General features: G+C 68.9%; 20 protein-coding genes and 4 pseudogenes. 7 read left to right on the top strand and 17 right to left on the bottom strand.

Annotated elements, in window-relative coordinates; translation table 11 throughout:
• Positions 1 to 145 precede the first annotated feature (145 nt).
• A complete protein-coding gene (locus ACFY9I_RS41460) occupies positions 146 to 1,084 on the top strand; it encodes a tyrosine-type recombinase/integrase (RefSeq protein ID WP_391012441.1) in 939 nt (312 codons plus the stop codon).
• A 598-nt stretch (positions 1,085 to 1,682) separates the two neighbouring features.
• Here ACFY9I_RS41460 and ACFY9I_RS41465 read toward each other — a convergent pair.
• Both ACFY9I_RS41465 and ACFY9I_RS41470 read right to left on the bottom strand, forming a co-directional pair.
• On the bottom strand, positions 1,683 to 2,339 hold the full coding sequence (locus ACFY9I_RS41465) for a hypothetical protein (RefSeq protein ID WP_391012444.1): 657 nt from the start codon (positions 2,337 to 2,339) through the stop codon (positions 1,683 to 1,685).
• A gap of 435 nt (positions 2,340 to 2,774) precedes the next feature.
• Positions 2,775 to 3,608 carry a hypothetical protein gene (locus ACFY9I_RS41470; RefSeq protein ID WP_391012447.1) on the bottom strand — a complete coding sequence of 278 codons (834 nt, stop codon included), beginning with the start codon at positions 3,606 to 3,608 and terminating at the stop codon, positions 2,775 to 2,777.
• On the opposite strand from ACFY9I_RS41470, the gene ACFY9I_RS41475 reads away from it, so the two are divergent.
• Positions 3,601 to 3,954, top strand: coding sequence for a hypothetical protein (locus ACFY9I_RS41475; protein ID WP_391012448.1), 354 nt, complete (start codon positions 3,601 to 3,603; stop codon positions 3,952 to 3,954). The two genes, ACFY9I_RS41470 and ACFY9I_RS41475, sit on opposite strands and share 8 nt — an antisense overlap.
• A gap of 32 nt (positions 3,955 to 3,986) precedes the next feature.
• On the opposite strand, the gene ACFY9I_RS41480 is transcribed toward ACFY9I_RS41475, so the two are convergent.
• Genes ACFY9I_RS41480 through ACFY9I_RS41490 form a run of 3 tightly spaced genes read right to left on the bottom strand, consistent with a single transcriptional unit; the run spans position 3,987 to position 4,999 of the window.
• The gene (locus ACFY9I_RS41480; RefSeq protein WP_391012451.1) at positions 3,987 to 4,217 is read right to left on the bottom strand and encodes a hypothetical protein; all 231 of its coding nucleotides are present in this window, start codon (positions 4,215 to 4,217) and stop codon (positions 3,987 to 3,989) included.
• Positions 4,180 to 4,518, bottom strand: a complete 339-nt coding sequence (locus ACFY9I_RS41485; RefSeq protein ID WP_391012454.1) for a hypothetical protein — start codon at positions 4,516 to 4,518, stop codon at positions 4,180 to 4,182. Before ACFY9I_RS41485 ends, ACFY9I_RS41480 begins: the two co-directional genes overlap by 38 nt.
• 34 nt (positions 4,519 to 4,552) lie before the next feature.
• Positions 4,553 to 4,999: a hypothetical protein gene (locus tag ACFY9I_RS41490; protein WP_391012457.1), complete on the bottom strand. Its 447-nt coding sequence runs from the start codon at positions 4,997 to 4,999 to the stop codon at positions 4,553 to 4,555.
• Positions 5,000 to 5,461: 462 nt separating this feature from the next.
• Here ACFY9I_RS41490 and ACFY9I_RS41495 point away from each other — a divergent pair, with 462 nt between their 5' ends.
• Positions 5,462 to 6,286 (top strand): methyltransferase domain-containing protein, encoded by an 825-nt coding sequence (locus ACFY9I_RS41495; protein WP_391012460.1) that lies wholly within the window; start codon positions 5,462 to 5,464, stop codon positions 6,284 to 6,286.
• Here the strand turns inward: ACFY9I_RS41495 and istB are convergent.
• The 3 genes from istB to ACFY9I_RS41510 form a co-directional block, all read right to left on the bottom strand.
• Complete coding sequence (istB, locus tag ACFY9I_RS41500; protein WP_391012485.1) at positions 6,238 to 6,960, bottom strand: IS21-like element helper ATPase IstB; 723 nt, start codon at positions 6,958 to 6,960, stop codon at positions 6,238 to 6,240. The two genes, ACFY9I_RS41495 and istB, sit on opposite strands and share 49 nt — an antisense overlap.
• Positions 6,961 to 7,025: 65 nt before the next feature.
• On the bottom strand, positions 7,026 to 8,687 hold the full coding sequence (istA, locus tag ACFY9I_RS41505) for an IS21 family transposase (RefSeq protein WP_391012488.1): 1,662 nt from the start codon (positions 8,685 to 8,687) through the stop codon (positions 7,026 to 7,028).
• Positions 8,688 to 8,887: 200 nt separating this feature from the next.
• Positions 8,888 to 9,211 (bottom strand): DUF6308 family protein, encoded by a 324-nt coding sequence (locus tag ACFY9I_RS41510; RefSeq protein WP_391012463.1) that lies wholly within the window; start codon positions 9,209 to 9,211, stop codon positions 8,888 to 8,890.
• On the opposite strand from ACFY9I_RS41510, the pseudogene ACFY9I_RS41515 reads away from it, so the two are divergent.
• Together ACFY9I_RS41515 and ACFY9I_RS41520 are read left to right on the top strand one after the other, a co-directional pair.
• Positions 9,152 to 9,870: pseudogene (locus ACFY9I_RS41515) on the top strand (IS6 family transposase). The gene ACFY9I_RS41510 and the pseudogene ACFY9I_RS41515 sit on opposite strands and share 60 nt — an antisense overlap.
• A 95-nt stretch (positions 9,871 to 9,965) precedes the next feature.
• A pseudogene (locus ACFY9I_RS41520) lies at positions 9,966 to 11,006 on the top strand (sensor histidine kinase); the annotation flags it as partial.
• Positions 11,007 to 11,098: 92 nt separating this feature from the next.
• On the opposite strand, the gene ACFY9I_RS41525 reads toward ACFY9I_RS41520, so the two are convergent.
• Positions 11,099 to 13,474, bottom strand: a complete 2,376-nt coding sequence (locus ACFY9I_RS41525; protein ID WP_391012465.1) for an Orn/Lys/Arg decarboxylase N-terminal domain-containing protein — start codon at positions 13,472 to 13,474, stop codon at positions 11,099 to 11,101.
• Positions 13,475 to 13,622: 148 nt separating this feature from the next.
• On the opposite strand from ACFY9I_RS41525, the gene ACFY9I_RS41530 reads away from it, so the two are divergent.
• On the top strand, positions 13,623 to 14,000 hold the full coding sequence (locus ACFY9I_RS41530) for a hypothetical protein (RefSeq protein ID WP_391012468.1): 378 nt from the start codon (positions 13,623 to 13,625) through the stop codon (positions 13,998 to 14,000).
• A gap of 28 nt (positions 14,001 to 14,028) precedes the next feature.
• On the opposite strand, the gene ACFY9I_RS41535 is transcribed toward ACFY9I_RS41530, so the two are convergent.
• The 3 genes from ACFY9I_RS41535 to ACFY9I_RS41545 all read right to left on the bottom strand — a co-directional run bounded on the left by ACFY9I_RS41535 (position 14,029) and on the right by ACFY9I_RS41545 (position 15,581).
• The gene (locus tag ACFY9I_RS41535) at positions 14,029 to 14,895 is read right to left on the bottom strand and encodes an IS3 family transposase (RefSeq protein ID WP_391012471.1); all 867 of its coding nucleotides are present in this window, start codon (positions 14,893 to 14,895) and stop codon (positions 14,029 to 14,031) included.
• On the bottom strand, positions 14,892 to 15,200 hold the full coding sequence (locus ACFY9I_RS41540; RefSeq protein ID WP_046427525.1) for a transposase: 309 nt from the start codon (positions 15,198 to 15,200) through the stop codon (positions 14,892 to 14,894). Before ACFY9I_RS41540 ends, ACFY9I_RS41535 begins: the two co-directional genes overlap by 4 nt.
• Positions 15,201 to 15,266: 66 nt before the next feature.
• Entirely contained in the window at positions 15,267 to 15,581 is a 315-nt protein-coding gene (locus ACFY9I_RS41545) for a hypothetical protein (RefSeq protein WP_391012475.1), read from the bottom strand.
• 279 nt (positions 15,582 to 15,860) lie between these two features.
• Between ACFY9I_RS41545 and ACFY9I_RS41550 the strand changes: the two genes are divergently transcribed.
• Positions 15,861 to 16,670 (top strand): hypothetical protein, encoded by an 810-nt coding sequence (locus ACFY9I_RS41550; RefSeq protein WP_391012478.1) that lies wholly within the window; start codon positions 15,861 to 15,863, stop codon positions 16,668 to 16,670.
• 392 nt (positions 16,671 to 17,062) lie between these two features.
• Here ACFY9I_RS41550 and ACFY9I_RS41555 read toward each other — a convergent pair.
• The 5 genes and pseudogenes from ACFY9I_RS41555 to ACFY9I_RS41575 all read right to left on the bottom strand — a co-directional run bounded on the left by ACFY9I_RS41555 (position 17,063) and on the right by ACFY9I_RS41575 (position 20,480).
• Positions 17,063 to 17,965 (bottom strand): annotated as a pseudogene (locus tag ACFY9I_RS41555) (Ku protein).
• Between the two features lie 90 nt (positions 17,966 to 18,055).
• Positions 18,056 to 18,250 (bottom strand): annotated as a pseudogene (locus ACFY9I_RS41560) (DUF6207 family protein); the annotation flags it as partial.
• A 314-nt stretch (positions 18,251 to 18,564) separates the two neighbouring features.
• Positions 18,565 to 18,861, bottom strand: coding sequence for a hypothetical protein (locus tag ACFY9I_RS41565; protein WP_005477573.1), 297 nt, complete (start codon positions 18,859 to 18,861; stop codon positions 18,565 to 18,567).
• Positions 18,858 to 19,055 (bottom strand): toxin-antitoxin system HicB family antitoxin, encoded by a 198-nt coding sequence (locus ACFY9I_RS41570; RefSeq protein ID WP_234360654.1) that lies wholly within the window; start codon positions 19,053 to 19,055, stop codon positions 18,858 to 18,860. Before ACFY9I_RS41570 ends, ACFY9I_RS41565 begins: the two co-directional genes overlap by 4 nt.
• Before the next feature lie 126 nt (positions 19,056 to 19,181).
• The gene (locus ACFY9I_RS41575) at positions 19,182 to 20,480 is read right to left on the bottom strand and encodes a hypothetical protein (RefSeq protein ID WP_391012482.1); all 1,299 of its coding nucleotides are present in this window, start codon (positions 20,478 to 20,480) and stop codon (positions 19,182 to 19,184) included.
• Positions 20,481 to 21,014: the final 534 nt, after the last annotated feature.

The raw sequence follows: 21,014 nt of genomic DNA on the forward strand, positions 1-21,014 counted from the left end.
TCGTTACGACAAGCTCGCCGTCCGCTTCGAAGCGACCGTGCTGGTCGCAGCCATTAACGAGTGGCTGTGACCAGCACTTCCGCAACAGACCCTAGCGAAGTCCTCCGCACGGATCTACCGGATCTCGCTAACGACATGGGGATGGATGCTCGCCGGCGAGGCCGCCCCGACCGGACCCGCCCGCCGGGGCGCGAAACCGCCCGTCTTCCCCGTCACCGCGATCGACGACCCCGCGCTGCCGGAGGGGCTGGCCGAACTGGCCGCCGCACGGGCGGACGAGATGGATGCAGACACCGTCAACCGGGAACTGTCCATCACGCGCAAGGCAATCGGCTGGTGGCAGCGCCAGGGCTGGATCGTCGGCGACCCGACGATCGGCATCGAGCGGCGGCCAGCTCCGCCCGACCGCACCAAGACCCTGGCCGAGAACCAGATCGCTGCCCTGTGGCGCCTGGAGGTCGCCCTGCGGGAGAAGACGTTCTGGAAGATGCTCTACGAGTCCGCCGCGCGGGCCGATGAGGTGCTGTGCCTCAACGTGGAAGACCTGTACCCGCAGGACAAGCGCGGCCGGGTCGTCTCCAAGGGCGGCGCCGCGGAGTGGATTCACTGGCAATCCGGTACCGCTCAGCTGCTGCCCCGGCTCATCGCCGGACGCACCTGCGGGCCGCTGTTTCTCACTGGTCGCAGGGCCCCGGCCGGAACGCCGACGCTCGACGTGTGCCCGGAGACTGGCCGGGCCCGACTCTCCTACCGCCGGGCCGAGGAGATCTTCGAGGAGAACACCCGGCTACTGGCCAACCCGCTCGCCTCACCCGAGGACATCGAGGACCTGGACGGCTGGACCCTGCACCGGCTGCGGCACTCCGCGCTCACGCACGACGCGGAGGACGGCACCTCCACCCCGATGCTGCTGGCCCGCTCCCGCCACGCCTCCGTCCGGTCCCTGGAGCGATACGCCCGCCCCGAGTCGACTCGGTCGCCCGGCACGTCGCAGAGCGCGACCCCGCCATACGTCGCCGGAACCGGTAGCGGACGTGGCTCTACTTTGCACCGTGGGTCAGATATAGGAGACCGGGGCCCATGAGGGAGGCCGGGCTCCTGGACCGGCCTCCCCACGAGGTGATCGCGCTGGTCCGCCAGGAGTTCCCCAACTACGACCCCACCGGCGGCCTCGGCCGCCCGAAGGGCGACACCCGATGATCCGTGACGCCGCGACCTGCGACACCTCCGGCTGCCTGGCCATCTACCTCGAACCCGACGACCTCCCCGAAGAGCAGTCCTTCGAGACGGCCGTCGCCGCGGCGGGCTGGGAGCACGGCAGCGACGGCCACGCCTGCCCGGGCTGCTCGAACGGCCGGGGCCGGTCCTGGAGCGGGGCGAGTGCCCCAAGTGCTGCGGCTCCACCGTCGACCTCCCGGCCGGGGCGAGGTGCCACTACTGCGGCCACATCGAGCCGCACCCCGACGACGACGAGGAGTGATCGCGTCACCGGGTACGAGAGTCCGGGAGTCTGTGACTCCCGGACTCCGTCATTCCCGCCTCGCTGTCATCGGCGAGGACGTCGATCAGCTGCCGGAGCGGCAGCAGCGCGGGGCCAAGCCCGTCGGCGTACCGCAGGACGAACGCGGCGTTGTCGAGCAGCAGGGCGACGCGTCCGGGCGGGTCCCGGCGTGGCCGCCCGGTCAGCTGTTGAGCGCGGCGGAGGGCGTGTCTCCGTTCTGGGCCTGCCGGGCCCGCTTGGCGAGCACCGTGGCCAGGTCCCGGGCACTGTCCTCGTTGACGGCGTCTTCGTCCTTGTCCGTTGAATCCGCCATCGTCCACAGCAGCGTGGTGCCGACCCGGGTCTGGGTCACGGTGCCGGGCTCGCCGTGGAAGCCGGAAGATCCGAACCGTGCGTCGCGCTTCTCACCGATCGGGCCGAGGCTGAACGTCCTGGCCCTCAATCCCACCCGCTTGCCGTAGTAGCCGTTCCAGAGCACGTCGTACGCCTCGTGGGCGGCCTGTTCGCTGTCGTAGGCGATGATCAGAAAGGTGACGATGGCGGCGCTGTCGTCGCGCCGGAAGGTCGAGACGCCGTAGAAGCGGGAGTTCTCGCAACCCGCCCTGTCATTGCCAGGGCAGAACGCCCCCCGGGCGAGTTCGTCCACTGCGGCTGCGGCGGTTTTGGGCCGGGCGGACTTTTTCCAACCCGTCATGGCCCCGCCGTCCGGCAACGTCTCCCGTACTTGTTCCTTCGTGAGTGCCACCGCCTTGCCGTTCCAGCTGTCACTCTCCGCGCCACCGCCACAGCCGGCCAGCAGCAGCGCAGCGATCGCCACACACCACCGGTAGTTCCTCATGAGTACGCCACCACCCCTCGTGCGGTGATCCTATGCGCACCGTCTTCGGGCAGAAGCCGCCGGTCATGAACCGGGACCGCGGCCCCCGTCGCGAGTGATCTGTCGGCCGAAGCCGGCACAAGATCACATGATCAACAGCTTTTGTCAGGGCCCCTGAGCGCCGTCCCCGCGCTGGGCTGCGTACGAACCCAGCCGCCCGACAGCTGACTTATCGGTCCAACTTCAGAAGGATTCAGGTCCGATGTCAGAGGACGCCGACGAACATGCCGTACGTGCCTGACACCGGCATCATGGCGATGAACTGCGAAAATAACCCAACGCCCCTAGATAACGGCGGAGCTCGTGCGACATGAGCGCGACACTCACAGAATGCGGAAGTCCCGGAGTCCAGACTCCGGGACTTCGCGCGTATCGGGGCTGTTCAGCTGGCTGCTTTCACTTTGGCGGGCGCCCCCATCCCTGCGCACGCTCGATCGCGGCGATCAGGGCCGGTTCCCATCCGGCGGCCGCCAGGCCCTCGTTGTCGGACAGCCCCGCCTCGGCGAGGGTGGACAGCTGCAGGGCGTGCTCGATGCCCTCCGCCCACGCCTCGCGTACCGCCTTGCGCACGGCGACGCGCGCCTCCAGCTCGGCGGTGCTGCCCGGCTCGTCGGCCCGCGCCGCAGCGAGCTCCCGGCCCCGGTCGGCGACGTCCCCGAGCAGGGTCGCGGCCCGCTCGGCGTCGGGGTGCATCGGCGCCGGGGAGGCCTTCGGGCTCACGCCGCGCCGCAGCTGCTCCATGCGGGTGGGCAGCGGCTCCCAGGATGGCTCGCCGGCCATCTGGATGTTCGTCGCGGTGACGGCCCGGGTCCATGCGCGGGCGAGTCCCCGCTCCTGGAGGGGGATCCCGGCCGGGACGGCGTGCCCGTCGCGGTGGTTGCCGTGCAGGGACACCCACAGGGCGGTGGAATTGGTGTCGACCCGTTCCAGCAGTGCCAGGCGCACCGGCAGCCACCGGCGCAGCGCCGCCCGGGACAGCCCGGTCAGCGTCAGCAGTTCGGCGTAGGCCTCGGAGGGACTCCAACCCTGCGGCCGGCGCACCAGCCGCAGTTCCTCCAGCGACGGCGACAGGTCCTCGACGGTGTTCGCGCACAGCTCCTCCGACCGGGCGCCGGTGTCGACGACCGTGGCGCCGATGGCGAGCATCCGCAGCCGCGCGGGCAGCGCGGCGCCGTAGTCGGCGAGTTCGGTGAGCGAGGCCCCCAGCAGGGAGCGGGGCCGCTTGGCCACCGGCTCCTTGCGCGGGGGGGTCCGGCTGCGGCGGCAGGTCGGCGCGCACCTCCAGGGCCCTCGCAAGCATCGCCAGGACCTCGATGCGGATCTGCCGGGAGTGGTCGCCACTCTCGTGTTTGGCCGCCCGGCGCACACGCAGCTCGCCGCGGGCCGCGAGCTCCAGGTAGGCGTCGATCGCCTGGCGGGCGAACAGGTCGGCGGCCGCGGCGTCGTCGCCGAGCGGGTGGTCGGGGTGGGTCAGTGCGCGGTCGTACTCGCCCGCCGCCCATCGCACCTGGCGGCCACGGGCCGCGGAGATCGCTTTCTCACCCGCCTGCACTGCGGCGGCGGCCGCCATCAGTAGGCCCGGCCCCTTCAGTGTCCGGTCGATGGCCATCAGTGGCTCCCGCCCTCGGCGGGCCGCCGTACGGCGGGCTTCACGCCCCGCGCCGCCGGGGACCACGACAGTGCCTCACCGCCGTGGAACTGACGGAAGGCAGTGTCCTTGCTCAGCCTGGCCGCGTCCGCGATCTGCGACCAGGTGGCCGGGCCGTTGCGGTCCTCGCCCCGCAGGGCTCGGGCCGCGCTGTCATGGGCCGCCCGTCCGGCCCGGTCGGCGACCATCATCAGCAGCTTGATGCGCTGTAGCGGATTTGACCCGGGCCCGGTTGGCGTTGTCCTCGCGGTGGCAGATGTGCACGTGTGGCCCCCGGCACTGACCGCACGCGGCCTGCTCGCGCAGGTGCAGGTCGACCAGGCGCAGCCCGCACAGCTCGCCGCTCCGGAAACCGCCGTCGGCCAGCCACGTGACCACCATCCGGTCCCGCGCGCACGACACCGCCCCCAGCAGCACCTCCCGGGCGCCTTCGGGCAGCATCTTCGGATGTCGGCGCACCCGCTCCGCCGAAGCCAGCGGGTTCGCGGGCATGCTGTGCAGGACATGCCCGAGCATCGCCCGCCGCCTATCCGCCCGCGTCGGCAAACCTTGTCACGCGCAGCGCCTCCGCCAGCGGCGGGTTCACGCCCCGGATGCCCAGGTGGAGGTAGAAGCCCTTCAGACACGCCGCCGCTGTCTTCAACGCGCTGTGCCCGTACGGGCGTTTCCCCTCCCGCCACGGCAGCCCGAACGGCCCCGGATAGTCCGCGCCGAGGGCGGCCATGTAGTGCCGCAGATCCTCCAGCGACACTGCTCCTGTGTCCAGGCCCGCGAACCGCAGCCACCGCAGATGATCCACCAGCACATACGCATACGTACGGTCCGTACCCGCCCGACAGGTACGCAGGAACCCGTCCGCCTCCGCCACCACCGTGCAGTCCGTGTCCACGACCGTGTAGGAAACCCGCCCGCCAGCACGGACGATCTCCTGCACCCGTAACTCACCCACCACCAACCGGCCACCCACCCGCACGCCACCCCCTCCGAACCGGGAACCGCCCCGGTGGCGGCACTCCCAGCCCCGAGTCCACACCCCTCCCCCACACCCCCGGACCACTCCACACGAACGTCCCACACACCCAGGTGACGGTTGGTAAAGTCCGTCTGGCTGCATAGCTCTCAACGAGTGTCGTTTGTCGATGAGTTCGGATGTCATCCGAGGGCCCGTGAGGCTTGGAGTATCGGTGAGTTTCGATGTCACTCGGACGCTCTGGCAGGGCCTCCGTAGGCCGCGGAGAGCATTCCCCCGGCGCGAAGCGCCAGGGCGTCGTAGACATGGCTGGGCAGCACATGACCTTGGGGGAGGCATGCGCTGCCCTCAGGTTGTCCGGGTTCTGTCTCAGGTTCAGCGGATAGCGATCATCGGGTGCGAGAGGTTCCCGGTGTGGCGGATGCCCGGCAGGGTGGGGACATGACTGTGGGATTCAGTGGCGCAGTGGCCGAGTACTACGCAGAGTTCCGGCGCGGGTACCCCTCCGAGGTTTTCGACGCATTGCAGGAAGTCTTCGAGTTGTCGGAAGCCGATGTCGTACTCGACTTGGGGTGTGGCACTGGCCAGCTTGCCCTTCCTTTCGCTTCCCGGGTTCGTTCCGTGGTGGGAGTGGATCCCGAGCCGGACATGCTGCGGCTGGCCAGCGTTGCAGCCGGCGACCAGGGAATCAGGAACGCGACCTGGATCCTTGGCGCCGACACCGACGTTCCGGCGCTTGGGGCCCTGATGGGAGAGCGGTCGCTGGCGCTGACGGTGATCGGGCAGGCTCTTCACTGGATGCAGCACGATGAACTCTTCCGTGCTGTGTCGCCGCTGCTCCGCGTAGGCGGAGGTATCGCGGTGATTTCGAACGGAACGCCGCTGTGGCTGCAGGACAGTGCATGGTCCCGAGCTCTGCGTGGCTGTCTGGAAGAGTGGTTGGGAACCACGGTGGAAGCGTCCTGCGGTACCAGCAGCCGCGACAGGCTGAGGTATGCGCAGGCGCTGGAGTCGGCGGGCTTCGTCGATGTGCGGGAGATCGTAGTCGAATACAGCGGTGACCTGACCTTCGATCAGCTGTTCGGCGGCGTCTGCTCAGCAATTCCCGCCGACCAGTTGCCCGGACCGGACGAACGCGCTGTCTTCGCCGAACGTATCCGGCAAGCACTCCCCGCGGACGAGCGGTTCACCGAGCACGTGAGGGTGTCCACGCTGGTGGGACGTGTCGGGGTCGTCGATGCTCAGCCGGCTGTCGCACCGGCCCGTGCCCGGGTCTGGGCGAGGCGGTAGGAGTCTGTGCCGGTCTCGATGATGGCCGCGTCGAAGGTGAGCCGGTCGACGATGGCCGTGCAGAGCCTCGGATCACTGAACGTCTTCGTCCAGCCGCCGAAGCTCTCGTTGGAGGCGATGGCGACGCTGTTCTTCTCCTCGCGCTCGGTCAGGACCTGGAACAGCAGCTCGGCGCCCCTGCGATCAAGCTCCATGTAGCCTAATTCGTCAATACAGAGGAGATCGACGCGTCCGTATCGGGCGATCGTCTTGGTCAGCAGCCGCTCGTCGGCCGCCTCGACGAGTTCGTTCACCAGTTTGGTGGCGAGGGTGTAGCGGACGCGGTGGCCCTTCATCGCGGCCTCCGTGCCCAGCGCGATCAGGAGGTGCGATTTCCCGGTGCCCGAGTCGCCGATCAGGCAGAGCGGCTGTCCCTTCCTGACCCACTCGCAGGTCGCGAGGGTGTTGATCGTGGCGGCGTCGACGTTGGGGTTCGCGTCGAAGTCGAACGCCCGCAGTGACTTCTCGCGCGGAAACGCGGCGGCCTTGATCCGCCGTTCCGAGCGGCGGCGGGCCCGGTCGTCGCACTCGGCCAGCAGCAGTTCGGCGAGGAAGCCCTTGTAGGACATCTGATCGCGCTTCGCGGCCTCGGCGAGGTCGGGGAACTGGCCCCGGATGGTGGGCAGCCTCAGCATCCGGCATGCCTGGTCGATGGCGGTGTCGGCGGCTTGTTCGGTCAGGCCGTGATGGCGTTGGGCACTCACGTCGCTTCTCCCTCGGTGGCAGGGGCACCGCCTGGGCGGCGGTGTCGTAGCAGCTGGTCGTAGGGGGCCACCGAGGGCAGCGGCCGGGTGTCGGCCGGCAGGTGAGACATCCGCCAGTCGGACAGGAAGGTGACCGTCGCCCGCTGCCGCCCAGGCGGCTCGGGCAAAGCAGCGTGGGCGGGGATGGAGGCCGCCAGTTCGTCGGCTTCAGCGGCCTTGCGGGCCTCCAGGGCGACCGCGTCCGCGGTGAAGGCGCCGGCCCGCAGGGCCGTCGCCAGTCCGGCGACGATGTGTTCGTGGCTCATGTGCCGGCCCAGCAGCAGGACTTCGATCAGGGCCTTGGTGCCGTCCTTGTCGCCGTGTGCCGCCCGAGCGGCCGCCCACCAGTTGTCGTGGACCGGCGTGAACTTGCCTGCGGACTTGGCCTGTTCGAGAGCGGTGGCGCCGGGGAAAGCGCCGGGCTTGCGGATCAGCGCCTCCAGATAGTGGTCCAGATCCAGGCGCGAGCCCGCTTTCGTGCTCAGCCGCTCGTGGCGGGCGACCTCCTGGCCCTGGTCGTAGACGATGAGGTGGTTGGCGTGCAGCATCACCCTCACCGTCCGGCCGATCAGCCGGACCGGAACCGAGTAGCGGTTGGTCTGCACGGCGATCTGGCTGTAGCGGTCCACTCGCGGCGTGAAGAGTCGGCCCGTCTCGAACAGCTCGGTCGGCAACGGCTTGAGCAACGGCGCCTCGACGGCGAAGTACTCGCCCACCGTCCTCGCCCGCGAGCGGATCCTTCGGCCCTCGTCCTGAAGGTCCCACCGGTCGACCATCTCGTTGAGCTCGGCCAGCGAGGCGACCTCGGGAACGGGGACGAAGTGATTGCGCCGGAAGTACCCGATCTGCCCTTCGACACCGCCCTTCTCGTGGGCGCCTTCGAGTCCTGGCCTGCAGTAAAAGCTCTCGATGCCCCAGTGCGTGCGAAACGCGGTCCACCGCTCGCTCTCCTGGCGGTGCCGGGCGAACCCGAGCACCTTGGCGACCGCGGCCTTCAGGTTGTCGTAACGGACCTTGCCGCGAGGGGCACCGCCCAGCACGGACAGCGCGTGGACGTGGCCCTCGAAGAACGCTTCCTGGCCGCAGGACGCGAAGACCCGGTGGACCGCCTTGCCCGAGTACGACAGCCGGAAGGAGAACAGATAGCAGCGGGTCGCCACGCCGGCGAGCACGATGTGCACGTCCCCGAAGTCCACTTCTGTCTCGGCGCCCGGCAGATGGGTCTGCGGCACGAACACCTCCGACGGCCCCCGCCCCGCTTCCTGACGGATCTCCCCACGACGCGTGGCGATGTAGCCGCGGACCATCTGATATGAGATCCCCGCTGCGGCGTACTCGTCCAGCAACCGGTCGAAGACCCGCTTGGAGGTGTGCCGCTGCTTCGGCGGCGCGTCCAGATCCCTGCGCAGCATCTCGTCGATCAGCGGCTTGTAGGGATCCAACCTGGTCGGACGCGGGGGCAGCTTCTTGCGCGGCTCGGGCCAGACCAGGTCCAGTGCCTTGCGGACCGTCTGCCAGGTGACCCCGTACTTGCGCTGCAGAGCACGCATCGACATCCCGGCGCGGTGGTCCCGACGGATCGCCGCGTACAGATCGGCCTTGGATTTCGACAGGCGCATCGGTGCCCCCAGCAGGAGAAGCACAGCCATCGTCCCACCACAAGGCCCCAACTGCTATTAAAACTCGACGACATCGTCTTCGCCCACACGACGGTGCCATCCGCGCTCAACGACAAACGACACTACGACTCACCGACAGAGCCATCCGTCACCCTCACACGCCAGAACGCCCCCTCGGGTCACCTGGACGGCAGGCATCCTCAGGCGCAGGCATGGCCGACGGCCCGGTGGTTCATCCACACCGCCACATCGCACACCCGAAGCGCACTCACCGTTTCCGGCACCCCCGCTACCTGCCTCAGCTCCAGCAGCTGATGGTGCAACGCAGTGTCGTCCTCACGCAGCGCGGCATGGAGAGCGAGCCAGTAGGACGGCGGCTGGCCGACAGCGCAGCGCACGGCGCTGTCACGTTGGTTGGCCGGGTGGGATGATCTTCTGGTTGATTGTGCTGGAGGGGACTGTCTGTGGGGGCCGTGTCGCCGTCGTACAAGGGGCACCGGTACCCGGTCGAGGTCATCTCCCACTGCGTGTGGCTGTACTTCCGCTTCCCGCTGTCGTTCCGCGAGATCGAGGAGCTCATGCTCGAGCGCGGGATCGTCGTCTCCTACGAGACGATCCGCCGCTGGTGCGCCAAGTTCGGGCAGACCTATGCCAACGCGCTGCGCCGCCGACAGCCCCAGCCCGGGGACAAGTGGCACCTGGACGAAGTCTTCATCAAGATCAATGGGGAACAGAAGCACCTGTGGCGGGCTGTCGACCAGGACGGCAATGTCCTGGACATCCTGGTGCAGAACCGGCGGGACAAGGCTGCGGCCAGGCGTTTCTTCCGCAGGCTGATGAAGAGGACCGGTGCGGTGCCGCGGGTGGTCGTCACCGACAAGCTCCGCTCCTACGGCGCGGCTCACGCGAGGTCATGCCCTCCGTCGAGCACCGGCAGTCGAAGTATCTGAACAACCGGGCGAAGAACAGCCACCAGCCAACCAGGAAACGCGAAGGGGCGATGAAAAACTTCCGCTCCGTCGGAGGAGCCCAGCGGTTCCTGTCCGCGTTCAGCGGGATCTCGCCCCACTTCCGACCCCGCCGCCATCTGATGCCCGCACACCACTACCGCGCCGAGATGACCGTCCGCTTCGCAATCTGGGACCAAATCGCCGGCGTCGCCAGCCCAGCCGCCACGGCCTGACCACGGCCCGGAACCGGGCTCCATCACGCCACGACGTGCCATCAGACACCTACCCACCCAACAACGTGACAGCGCCCTCCGGACGCCTGCTGGGTGGCAGCCGGCGGACACAGAACTGTGTCGAGGACGCGCGCCGCACCCAACTCGACCCGCACGTCGCGCCCAGAGCGCGGCTCTACCTGGGCGCCCTCGGCCAACAGCCCGTGGGCTTCGACCTCTCCCCCGCCAACAAGGCCAAGATCGTCGGCGTCGCGGGGCTGGTTCTGATCGTCACCGTCGCCATGACCACCATGGTCGCCATCCGCCTCGTCCGCCCCCTGCGAGCCCTGACGGCCGCCGCCCAGCAGCCGCCGCAGCGGCACACACGCGTCGCGGTCACCACCAAGGACGAGACCGGCTACCTGGCCGCCGCCTTCAACGACCTCACCGCACGCCGCCAACAGTTGGAGACCCAACGCAAGGCCATGGTCAGCGACATCGCCCACGAGCTGCGGACCCCGCTGACCAACATCCGCGGCTGGCTGGAGGTCACCCGCGACGGGCTGGTCGAGCCGGACCCGGAACTCATCGCCTCCCTGCACGACGAGGCACTCCTTCTGCAGCACATCATCGACGATCTGCAGGACCTCGCCGACGCCGGCACCCTGGCACTGCACCGTGAACCCGTACGCGCGGACGACCTCGTCGCCCAGACGGTATCGGCCCACCGCACCCGGGCGGAGTCCTCGGACATCCGCCTGCGCACCCACACCGATCCCGACCTCGTCCTGGACGCCGACCCAGTGACGATGCGGCAGGTCCTGGGCAACCTGACCTCCAACGCGCTCCGGCACACCCCGGCGGGCGGCACTGTCACCCTCACCGCCCGTCAAGCCGGCGACTTGGCCGTCCTCACCATGGAGGACACGGGCAGCGGCATCGCCGCCGATGACCTCCCCCATGTCTTCGAGCGCTTCTGGCGGGCCGAGAAGTCCCGCAGCAGACGCACCGGCGGCAGTGGACTGGGCCTTTCCATCGTCCGCCAGTTCGTCGAGGCACGTGAGGGAACCGTCACCGTCGACAGTGAGCCCGGCAAGGGTTGCGTCTTCACCCTCGGACTGCCCCGGCCCCAGCACACGGACCGGCGAACCCCGTGAGGTGCGCGGCTTGAGGTGCGGCGGTGTGAGGCACGGCCGACGGCTGCCGCGCGGGACGCCATCCGTCCCTCGGCCGACCAGTGACCGAGGACTCAACCCATCGTCTTGGCGCTCTGCGCCCTCCGTCGCTGCGCCGGCGTGATGGCGCCAGGCTCTTCCTGCTCGTCCGGGCGCAGGCACTCGACCAGGTAGTCGCCGGTGTCGGGGCAACGGGTCACTCCGTGCGTCTCGCTGCCGAAGCCGGGGAAGTGGCGGTCGAAGGACTCCAGGGCGCTGAGGTAGCGCAGGAGAGGCCCGTCTTCCTCCCCGATGCTTTCGCCAGGCATGAGGACCGGGATGCCGGGCGGCGTAACTGTGACCATCGCCGCGGCGATGCGGCCCGGCGCGTCCCCCAGACGGATCCGTTCTGTGCCGCCGCGGATGAGACGCTCGTAGCACAGCTGGGGCGGGGCGACCGGCTCCGGGAGCTGCTGGAAGGCTTGGTCGAGTAGTTCAACCAGGCAGGCATCGCGCAAGTGGTCGTGCATCTCCTGGCACAGGTCGCGCAGACTGCGCCCTGTGTAGCGTCGCGGGTGCTCGGCGACCAGGGCGGGCAGCACGCGGTCCAGCGGGGCGTCACCGTCGTAGAGGTCCTTGAAGTCCATCAGGGCGTCCAGAAGTGTGCCCCATTTGCCCTTGGTGATGCCCATGGAGAACAGCACCAGCGTGGTGTAGCTGTCAGTCTTCTCCACGACGATGCCGCGCGTGGTCAGATAGGCGGTGAGGATGCGCGCCGGGATGCCCCACTCGGACATCACACCGGTCGCGTCGAGCCCCGGGCAGGTCAGGGTGACCTTGATCGGGTCGAGCATGCAGTAGCCGTCGGCCAGGCCGGGGAAGCCGTGCCAGTCCGCGTCGGATGCGAGGTGCCAGCAGGATGCCTCGGTCCGCAGCAAGTCCGCCGGAGCCTCGTCGAACGGCAGCCGCGTCCCGCTCGCGGGGTCAGTCACCTCATCCGGCTGCCACACTCCGAAGAACCAAGGGGGCCGGTCCCCGGCGGCCTTGATCCGCCGTCCGATCCGCACCATCTCCTGGCGGAACCGGACCGCCTCCGAGATCGCCTCGTCGATCAGCCACTGCCCTTGCGGACCGTCCATCATCGCGGTGGCCACGTCCAATGAGGCGATCATCGGATACAGCGGTGACGTCGTGCCGTGCATCATGAGCGCTTCGTTGAACCGGTCGTGCTCCACCGGCGCCCGCGGGGCGGGCCGGACGTGGACCATGGCGCCCTGCGACAACGCGGCCAGCAGTTTGTGGGTGGACTGGGTCGCGAAGACCGTGGGCCGGTCGGGGCCGGTGAAGGCATTCTCGTCCACCGACATGCCGTAGCGCCCCGCGTAAAGCGGATGGAAGCGGGCGTAAGCGAACCACGCCTCGTCGAAGTGCAGCCGGGGGGTGCTGGCTGCGAAGGCCCGGGCCGCCGCCGACGCGTCGTAGCACAGGCCGTCGTACGTGGAGTTGGTGAACACCGCGTACTGGGGACGCGACGACACCGCGCCCGCTGTGAGAGGGCTCATCGCAATCCGCGCCGCCACCGAGTCCGCCGCGATCTCGGCCGGAGGCAGCGGTCCGGCAAGCCCGTAGCCGTTGCGGGTCGGGACCAGGTACACCGGTCGGGCTCCGGAGACGACCAGGCCTTGCAGGACCGACTTGTGACAGTTGCGGTCCACCAGGGCGATTTCATCTCGAGTCACACTGAAGTGGCCGACCAGACGGTTGCAGGTGGAGTCGCCGTGCAGGACGAAGTACGTACGGTCAGAGCCGAAGACCCGCGCGGCGTTGCGTTCCGCCTCGCCGATCGGGCCGGTGTGCTCGAACAGGGAGCCGAGCTCCTCCACCGAGATCGAGAGGTCGCTGCGCAGCAGCCGCTCCCCGAAGTAGTCGTGAAAGGCCCGGCCCACGGGCGACTTCAGAAAGGCGACACCGCCGGAGTGCGCCGGGGTATGCCACGAGTACTCGTGCGCGTCGTCGAAGCGCCGCAGCGCCTTGAAGAACGGCGGGAGCAGGGCGTCCTGGTAAGCACGCGCGGCGGTGGAGATCCGCCCCGAGATGAACGCAGGCGTGTCCTCCAACGGCCACACATAACCCACCACCGACTGCGACACCCACAGCGGCAACTCATGCAACCCCTCGCCCGCCATGACCAGGAACACCGGCAGATTCTGGAACCGGCGTCCGATTCGGCGCAGAACCATCGCGCCACCCGGCCCGTCCTCAGCTCCGGGCAGAAGATCCCAGGCCACCACCGCAGCAGCCAGACCGGCCTCCGTCCTGAGCACCGCCTCAGCGTCCGAGACGCTCACCACCCACCGGACCTGCAAGCCCGTCGCCCGGATCCCGTCGGCGATGCGCGTCAACTGCCCAGCAGTGGCGCCTCCAGCCTCCGGATGCTCTGTCACCGCCACCAAAACCGTGCCCTCGGCCATGCCGCCCCCTTGCCTGGTGGCACGCGCCACCTGCAACCAGTGTTCGCGGCCTCCGTGCGCATGATCGTCCAATGGCCGGTCAAACAACCCCAACGGGTGGCAGCGCGGACCGCTCTTTGACGTATCACCAAGGTGCGTTTGGGCCCGGGTGAAGTACCTGATCAACGGCCTTGGGCATCAATCACCCCAGGCCGACGACTGGAAGGCGATCACCGCGGCCGTGCTCGCCTTCGCCCGCGCCGAACCCGACAGCGACGAACAGGGTCAGCTCTACCGCGCCACGCACCTGAGCGAGCGCGACCGAGCCTGGTTTCGCTCCCTCATCGGAGGGGGCCACATCTGGTGGGACACCGGACAGCAGAATCTGACCAACGGCCAGCACCGCCTGTGCGCGCTGCGTGCCGCCGACATCGAGGTGATTCCCGTCTACGGCCGGCACCTTCCCGACCACGACGAGACCACGCCGTCCCAGGACGCCCTGACGCACGCCAGGCGCACCGTGGAGGACTTCTGGCATGCCCGGTGAGGTTCCCCCGCTGCGCGGGAGTGGCTGACTAGCAGGTCAGGGCGGATTGACGTGGTTTCAGGTTCATTTGTTCGGCCGCTGCCCGGCTGGCGTAGTGCTTTTGGATGCGGCGGGGGTTGTAGAAACCGTCGATGTACTCGAAGAGCGCGAGGTTCGCTTCGGCCCTGGTGGCGAAGACCCGGCCGCGGATGCACTCGGTTTTGATGACCATCCACAGGTTCTCCGCGAGGGCATTGTCGAACGAGTCGCCGACCGAGCCCATGGACGCCTGGATTCCTGCCCTGACCAGGCGTGTTGTGAGCTTGACAGAGGTGTATTGGGCGCCGTGGTCCGCGTGGTGGATGAGCTCACCGGGCGCGACTTCGCGGCTGGCCAGGGCATACTCCAGCGAAGTGAGGACCAGGTCCGCGTCCGCGCGAGCGGAGGTTTCCCAGGCCACCACCCGGCGGGAGAACGCGTCCCGGATCGCGGACAGCCACAACGGCCCCTCCAGCGTCGTGACCATGGTCAGGTCGGTGACCCACAACCGGTTCGGTCCGTCCGCGGTGAAGTCGCGTTGCACCAGGGCGTCTGGGTCCCGGCGGGTGAAACCCTTGCCCCGGCGGGGGCTGATCCCGGCGAGGCCGGCCTGGCGCACGAGCCGTTCGACACGCTTGCGGCCGACGTGGACGCCCTCACGCTTGAGGACGGCGTACACGCGGGGTGAGCCGTAGATCCCGCCGGAATCGGCGTGGACGTGCCGGATCATACCCGTCAGCTCGGCGTCCTGGCGGTGCCGCTCGCACGGCTCCTTCTCGGCCTGACGCCAGCGGTAGTAGGTGGATGAGGGGATGGAAAGTTCCCGGAGTACGGGCTCGACCCCCAGGTGCGGGTGCGCGTCGACGAGCGCGGTCACCTGGGCCGGGTCGGGTCGAGCTGGGCCGCGAAAAAAGCGGAGGCCGTCCGCAAAACCTCGTTCGCCCGTCGCAGTTCCCGCACCTCGCGCCGCAGCTGAGCCAGCTCGTCCTTCTCCTCGGTGGTGAGCATGTCGTTCCGTTCGCCGGCGTCGGCCTCGGCCTGGCGGATCCAGTTACGCAAGGCCTCGTGGTGCACACCGAGTTCCTCGGCCATGCGGCGGATCACGGGCTTTGGCTCGGCGGTCCGGTACATCCGGACCGCACGCTCACGCAACTCCAGCGGGTACTTCCTCGGTGCAGGCATCGTCTGGGCTCCTCTCGTGAAACCCATCTGACCCTCTGTCACCTCTTCCCGCATCTCGGGGGAACCTCAACCCAGGAACCGGCCAGGAACTTGTCGACCGCCTTGATGATGTCTGCCGGTGTCAGCGTTGCCACGCGTTTTGACTGCAAGGTGGTGTAGCGGCGGCCGGGATCGGTGCCGGCGGACGCGGCCGGACCGCGGGTGTTTGCGGACGAACAGGTCGATGCCTTCCTGGCCCTGTCCTGCCGTGCCGTACAACTCGGCGTACTCGGCCCGGCCGTCCCGCTCGGCAAGCCTCAGAAACAGCCGCTCCGCATCCTGCCACGGCAGTTGATCCAGCGGCAGATAGTCGGACTTGGTGGCAATCGGCGGCGCAACCATGCCCGAAGGAGGAACACGCAGACTCGTCGGCACCTCCCCCAACGACCGCGCCACCGCACCGCTCCACCTCGCCACGACCCGTATCCTCGCACGGCACTCCTGCCATTTCCCGGCAAGTCACCGACGAGAACGGATCCGCTGGCTGGACGACGCCGTGGGGTGGCCTGGGGCCGCAGTCAGGGCTTCGGCGTGGTCGCACGACGTCCGGTTCGTGGTCATCCGACGCCGAGTAAGGGGGGTCGGTGAGGGCTGCAGGCGTTGCGGCGGAGGCCGGCCGCGATGTTCTTCGTCAACAAGGATGGGAACGGACCCGACGAAACCGTACTGCTGCGAAGAACCATCACTGGAGGCTGCCTATGCGGGCCTGTCCTTCCCGGGCCACCCCATGGCAAAGTGATCACGTTGACCTGTCTGTGGTGGGGGAAGTACGTGAAGCGACATCTCAGGGCGGCGGTGGTTACGGCTATGGCCACGGTGACGCTGACCGGCTGTGGCGGCAGCGGAGAGAGCGGGAGCCCATCGATGAAGGGCTCGGGACAAGCGGACGTTCCGTCAGGGCCCTACCGGTTGAAGATGCCCAAGTTGGTACTGAAGGGCACCTTTACGGAGTCCGATCATGGCCAGCCCGATCCGAACATCGCGTCGATGCTCTCCGACCAGATCGAGAACGGCATCTCCGCGTTCGCCGCCTATCGGCCCGATGACCGAAAGTCCGATACTTCGGGGCCCGTGCTAGCGGTGACCGGAGTGTACGGAACCGTGCTCAGCCCAGTCACGGCCCGCGACGAGTTTCTGAAGATCCTCGACAGCCGGACCATCGCCACGGACATGCGCTCCACCGTGATCATCGGTCCCCGTACGATCACCCCCCGCGGTTCCTCGGAGCCCGTCTCTTGCCGGATTGTTCAGGAGGTCGATGAGTTCGGAACGACCTGGCAACCGGACTGTTCCTGGGCAGACGCATCGGCCGTTGTCCACGTAACCCAGACCGTGGACCTCGACAAGCCTCCTGCCGAGTTCGACCTTGCGGCCTTCGCTGCCAAGACAGCGACCATCCGCAATGAGGTCCGCGCCCCCATGGCGCCGTAACCGTGCGAGCTTTGCCGAACCCAGTCAAGTCTCAGCCCCTGAGGTCCTCCGGTACCAGTTCCAATTCTGACCGTCTGTCTCCTGGACGTGCCCGTCGGCGACCAGCGCATTCCCGCGTAACGACACGTGCACCCAGATGACTTTCGACTGCGCCACGCGGCTTGCTGTCAACTCCGGCGGGGTGTCGGCATAACGCGCGCGTTCGGTCTCGTGATGATGGCCAGTCTGGGATGGCCGCCAGGTCGGCGCCGGCGGGCGCGGAGCCGTCCGAACTGCCCGCACTGCGATCAGCCCGTCACCATCGTCGCTCCACTGGCCACCCCGGAAGCGGCCCGTCCCATCGCCAGCAGAGTTCGCGAGATCACCTCCCTACGGCGGTCGCGGTCGCCCTGTCAGGCGGTGCGCTTCGGCTTCCGTCCCCCCGCCGTCTTCTTCGCCGGGGTCTTCGAGGTCTCCTTGGCTGGCGTCTTTTTCCCGGGTTTCGGCATCTTGTGGACGTCGGCCTCGGTGTCCTCGCCGCGGGAGGCCCGGGCCCGGGCGACGGACTCCTGCAGGGCGTCCATCAGGTCCACCACCTACCCCCGTGCCTGCTCGGGCTCGGGTGCCTCGGGCAGCTCGTGGCCCTCGCGCTTGGCCGCGAGCAGCTCGTTCAGAGCGTCGGTGTACCGGTCGCGGAACCCGTCCAGGCCGTCCAGATCCATCCGGTCGATGAGGAGCACGGCCTCGTCGATCTCCTCATCGGTGAGTTCCACCGGGGCCGGCGCCAGCTGGGTGGGGTCACGGATCTCGTCGGGCCACATCATCTGGTGCAGAACGATCACGTCGTCCCGCACGCGCAGGGGTCCGAGGCGCTCGCGGCCGCTCCAGACGTACTTGGCGACCGCCACCTTGGCGCTGCGTTCCAGGGCCATGCGCAGCAGGGTGTAGGGCTTGGCCGCGACCTGCCCGTCGGGCTGGAGGTAGTACCCGTCCCCGACCTGGACCGGGTCGATCGAGGAGGCGGGGACGAACGCCTCGATCTCGATCGCTTTCGCGGTCGGCAGCGGCATCTGGCGCAGTTCCTCGTCGCTCACCTGGATGATGCGGTCTTTGGTGATCTCGTAGCCCTTGCCGATCTCGTCGCTGCGGACCTCGCGGTCCTCGCTCTCGCAGATCCTGCGCACCCGCACCCGCGACATGTCGTCCAGGTGGTACTGGTGGAAGCGGATGCTGTGGTCCTCGGTTGCCGACTGGACGTGAATCGGTACGGTCACCAGCCCGAAACTGATTGCACCTGACCACACGGTTCGGGGCACAGCACACCTCCGCGACAACCCCGAGACTTCCAGCCTACGAGCGGCCACGCCCGGCGGCACCGCGACGGCCCCGCCGGGCGGCCGACCGCCTCACCCCCGCAGGCGGGGCCCTGTCGCCGCTCCGCTCTGCCCGGTTTCCGCGCCGCCGTCGGCGACCTCCTGCTCCAGGTCGGCGTACAGGCGCAGCCGTACGCCGGGCTGCCCGGGATCCCGGGTCGTACGCTCGTCGGTGGCGGTCGCCCAGCGGCCGGCGAGTACGGCCTGGACAGCGAGCGCGGTCGCGTCGTCGGCGGCCGTGGGGCGACCTCGTCAGGCACCGCTGCCGCGTCACCGGTCGGCACACAGCCGCGCCGGCGTGGCAGGAGTGCGCGGTGGAGCAGCGCTCGGAGACACCAGCCGCGCCCCGCAGAGCCGGCAGCGCGCCTTGGTGCTGTCCGCATCGGCCAGCTCCGTGACGCACCCTGCTGAACGCTGTGTCTGCCCTCCGGTCAGCGGGGCCTTTGCGCGCGCGTCGTAGCGGTCCTGCAGCCAGATGTCGGACCGTAGCGAGGATTTCAGTAGCGCAAGACCCGGACACTGCGGCAAATGAAATACCCAGGCTAGAGGTCGAGGACGGCGCGCAGCGCCTGGTCGACACGTGCCATCGCCTCGGGGGCGACCTCACCAAGAAGCTTGGCACCGTCGAATCGGGTGGCCCGCAGCTGCTGCATGTTGACCGCGACGGCGGTGCACGGGACCGGGTCGCCGATCACGACGGACATAGCGGTGTCGGGGAATCTCCCGGAGGGGTGCAGCACGATCACGACCACCGCGCCGTAAGCCTCTTCCAGGCCGGTCAGGGAAACGATCAGAACGTTGCGCTCGTCGGGGAGGACCCAGACCTCGCCACGCTTCACAGAGTGTCTCCCTCGCCCGCGAGATCGTCTCCGAGGCCGAGGCCGGCGAGCTGGTGCGCGGCATCGAGGGTCGCGGCGCGGCGGGCGGCGCGGACTATCCACGCGTTCACGCTCATGTTGGCGCCCGAAGCCGCCGCCTTGATCGAGGGGGCGAGTTCATCGGGGATGCGCAGCGTCATTGTGGTGACAGACATGAATGCAGAATAGCCACCGTTTCACGGTGGCGTCATCCGGTGGCATGAAGATGTGCCCGCGCGACGGCCCTACGGCGGGCAGACCGCTTCTCGCCGGGCGTGATGACCGCCGGTGCGCTTCGGTGTCTATGGATGGCTGTGGCACACGGACCAGACCTCTTCGAGGAGTGCCGGGTAATCCTCGCCGTAGGTGACCACGCCCGCGTACACCGCGTCCAGGGCGGCCTGGAGCGGGTCGGCGTGGGCGGCATCGACCAGTGCGGGCAGGGCCATGTGCGGCTGCGACATCCGCAGGGACGGGTCGGGTGCCCCGAATGCGACGGCCATGGCGTACGAGGCCGGGCTGTCGTCGGGCTGCGATGCGGGCGGGCTCGGCGGCTTCACCAGGGCAGCCGCGGGGCCCACCACTGGCGGTGATTCCTGTGAGGGTTTTAGCAGAGGCTCCTGGCCCCTTGGGGGAACGGGCGGGTGGTGGTGCGGCCGTTCGGGCGGGATGGCCCGGCCGACGGTCCTGTTCGGGACACGCGGGTCCGCATCCAGTACCCGCCACAGGCGGTCCGGGTCGTCGAAGGGCGGCGGCAGCGGACGGCCGGCGGCCAGGGCCGTGAGCGCGTCGGCGATCCAGTCCAGGCCGGTCAGACCGGCCCTCTCACAGGCCCGGCGGGCCGCGAGCAAGCCCACCGAGCGCTGGGTGGTGGGGCCGGCGGCGTCGATGGCGTGCAGGAGTGCGGGGTCGAAATCACGCAGGCCTCGGACGTTGCCGCCGACGGTGCGCAGGGCCTGGCTGGGCAGCTGTCCGCCCCATTCCCACCGCTCGTGGGCGAGCAGGCGTTCTCGTTCTGCTTGCTGCTGGGCGAGGCGGGCTTGGTGTTCGGCTACGGCGCGTTCGGCGGGTGTGAGAGGGGGCGGCTGCTGTCGGGCGTAGTCATGCCAGTAGGCGGCGCTCTGCGAGGTTTGCTTGAGTACCTGGTCGGGCCGCGGCGACGCGGGCCAGAACTGCAGCAGGTATCTGTCGAGTTCGGGTTCGTCGTCTGAGCGGGTGTCTTGCTCGCGTGCCGCGTCCATGCCTGTGGCGCAGTAGCGCACCCGGTAGTCGGTTTCTTCCAGGTCCAGCGCCCAGGTGTCCTCGCCTGCCCATTCCACGAGCACGCTGGTGGCGGACAGTGGGCGGAAGGACACCTCCACGACGTCCTCCCATGCGGGATCCAACGGGAGGGACTGGTCGTGGACTTCGACGGTGAAGGGGACGCTGCCGGTGTGCAGCCCGGTCGTCAGCCACAGCGCGCCGGGAATCGCCGCCCCGCACAGTCCGCTGCTCTGCCCGGCGAACGCCTCCGCGAGACCGGGACCGAAACCGTCCGGGTCACTCTCGACATAGATCTGACCATAGTGAACATGTACCTCGCCATCGACGGGCCTGCGCACCTCACACCCACCCCGATACGATTGTGCGCCGGATACGGCAGTCCCTCATATGTGGCACGGAGATGGCGCCTTGTGACGGACGGCGTCGGCCGAGGCCGGTGAGCGGCGAGGCTGCCTGGACCATGGTGGGCGGGCCTTCTTCCTGAGACGGGGCAGGGGGTGTGCGGCGGCCGACGGCGGGACGGCAGCCACGCTACCGGCTCGGTCCCGGGCCGCCTGGGAGAAGTACAGATACTTCCCAGGCCACAGGCTGTACGCCGTCACTTTTCGACTCGGTTGCGCCCGGGCCCCCTGGACCTGGTCGTGCGTGCGACGGCCGACCGGCATGCGGAAGCAGTCGGCCGTCCGGCAGGCCGAGGATGCCCGGGAGGCGCTGCGGTCGCTCGTCTCCGGCCGTTGCGGTAAGTGCCGCCGGGCACCGCGATCACCCTCCTAGCCGGGGTCTGTACGGTGAGTGGTGTAACTCCCGAGCTGGAAGCGACAGTTGATGACTGACGTGACGAGTGACACCGAGGCCGGGAAGGCCGCTGTGAG

The organism is Streptomyces sp. NPDC012510 (assembly GCF_042955065.1).
Taxonomy (GTDB): Bacteria; Actinomycetota; Actinomycetes; order Streptomycetales; family Streptomycetaceae; genus Streptomyces.

Bases quoted from the DNA above. Each gene is read 5' to 3' on its own strand.
- ACFY9I_RS41460 (WP_391012441.1), top strand. From the start codon at position 146: ATGCTCGCCGGCGAGGCCGCCCCGACCGGACCCGCCCGCCGGGGCGCG.
- ACFY9I_RS41465 (WP_391012444.1), bottom strand. From the start codon at position 2,339: ATGAGGAACTACCGGTGGTGTGTGGCGATCGCTGCGCTGCTGCTGGCC.
- ACFY9I_RS41480 (WP_391012451.1), bottom strand. From the start codon at position 4,217: ATGATGGTCGCCGACCGGGCCGGACGGGCGGCCCATGACAGCGCGGCC.
- ACFY9I_RS41485 (WP_391012454.1), bottom strand. From the start codon at position 4,518: ATGCCCGCGAACCCGCTGGCTTCGGCGGAGCGGGTGCGCCGACATCCG.
- istB (WP_391012485.1), bottom strand. From the start codon at position 6,960: ATGCTGAGGCTGCCCACCATCCGGGGCCAGTTCCCCGACCTCGCCGAG.
- istA (WP_391012488.1), bottom strand. From the start codon at position 8,687: ATGCGCCTGTCGAAATCCAAGGCCGATCTGTACGCGGCGATCCGTCGG.
- ACFY9I_RS41525 (WP_391012465.1), bottom strand. From the start codon at position 13,474: ATGGCCGAGGGCACGGTTTTGGTGGCGGTGACAGAGCATCCGGAGGCT.
- ACFY9I_RS41540 (WP_046427525.1), bottom strand. From the start codon at position 15,200: ATGCCTGCACCGAGGAAGTACCCGCTGGAGTTGCGTGAGCGTGCGGTC.
- ACFY9I_RS41545 (WP_391012475.1), bottom strand. From the start codon at position 15,581: ATGGTTGCGCCGCCGATTGCCACCAAGTCCGACTATCTGCCGCTGGAT.
- ACFY9I_RS41550 (WP_391012478.1), top strand. From the start codon at position 15,861: ATGTTCTTCGTCAACAAGGATGGGAACGGACCCGACGAAACCGTACTG.
- ACFY9I_RS41570 (WP_234360654.1), bottom strand. From the start codon at position 19,055: ATGTCTGTCACCACAATGACGCTGCGCATCCCCGATGAACTCGCCCCC.